Source organism: Chryseobacterium hilariae (assembly GCF_051400735.1).
Classification (GTDB): Bacteria; Bacteroidota; Bacteroidia; order Flavobacteriales; family Weeksellaceae; genus Chryseobacterium.
Map to the genome: position 1 here is coordinate 1 of NZ_JBLFFJ010000019.1, position 514 is coordinate 514.

A 514-nucleotide genomic window follows, 5' to 3' on the forward strand; every position below is an offset into this window, starting at 1 on the left:
AAAGAATATTTGACGTTACTTTGATTAAAACTTTTGTAATAGCTCATAATTCCTTTAAGCCTAATTTCAGGGTTTAATGACGCATTATTTTGAAGCATAATAAGCTTTTGATATAGTCTACCCGCAAAAAAAATATTAAGATCCCGAGAAATTGTTGGATGTTCATTTAAGAGTTTTTCAAAATTAAGTTTTGATAGTTTTAAAATTGTAGTACTTTCAAGTGCAACAGAACTAACGGGATAGTTATAGTCAATAAAAAGCAATAACTCGCAGGCACTTTGCCCGTCTGTTAAAATCGTTTGAATAAACTCTTTTCCTTCTTCGTCATTGTGGGATAATTTTACTCTACCTTCCAGGATCTGGTAATAGTTTCTTGGTAAGTCGCCTTCATGGAAAATATACTCTTGCTTTTCAAAGCTTTGTGTGACTGCACCATATTGGTATAATATTTCTTCGTTAATTAACATTCAAAAAGTGTTCATGAATAGAGAACTTTAGCAAGTTAGTTTATTTA

Annotated in this window: 1 protein-coding gene; it reads right to left on the reverse strand. The window is 30.9% G+C overall.

Annotation, left to right across the window (positions count from 1 at the left end):
• Window positions 1–467, reverse strand: a 467-nt coding sequence (locus ACMGDK_RS19745; RefSeq protein WP_436809515.1) for a Crp/Fnr family transcriptional regulator, incomplete at its 3' end; no start/stop codon positions are given.
• Window positions 468–514: the final 47 nt, after the last annotated feature.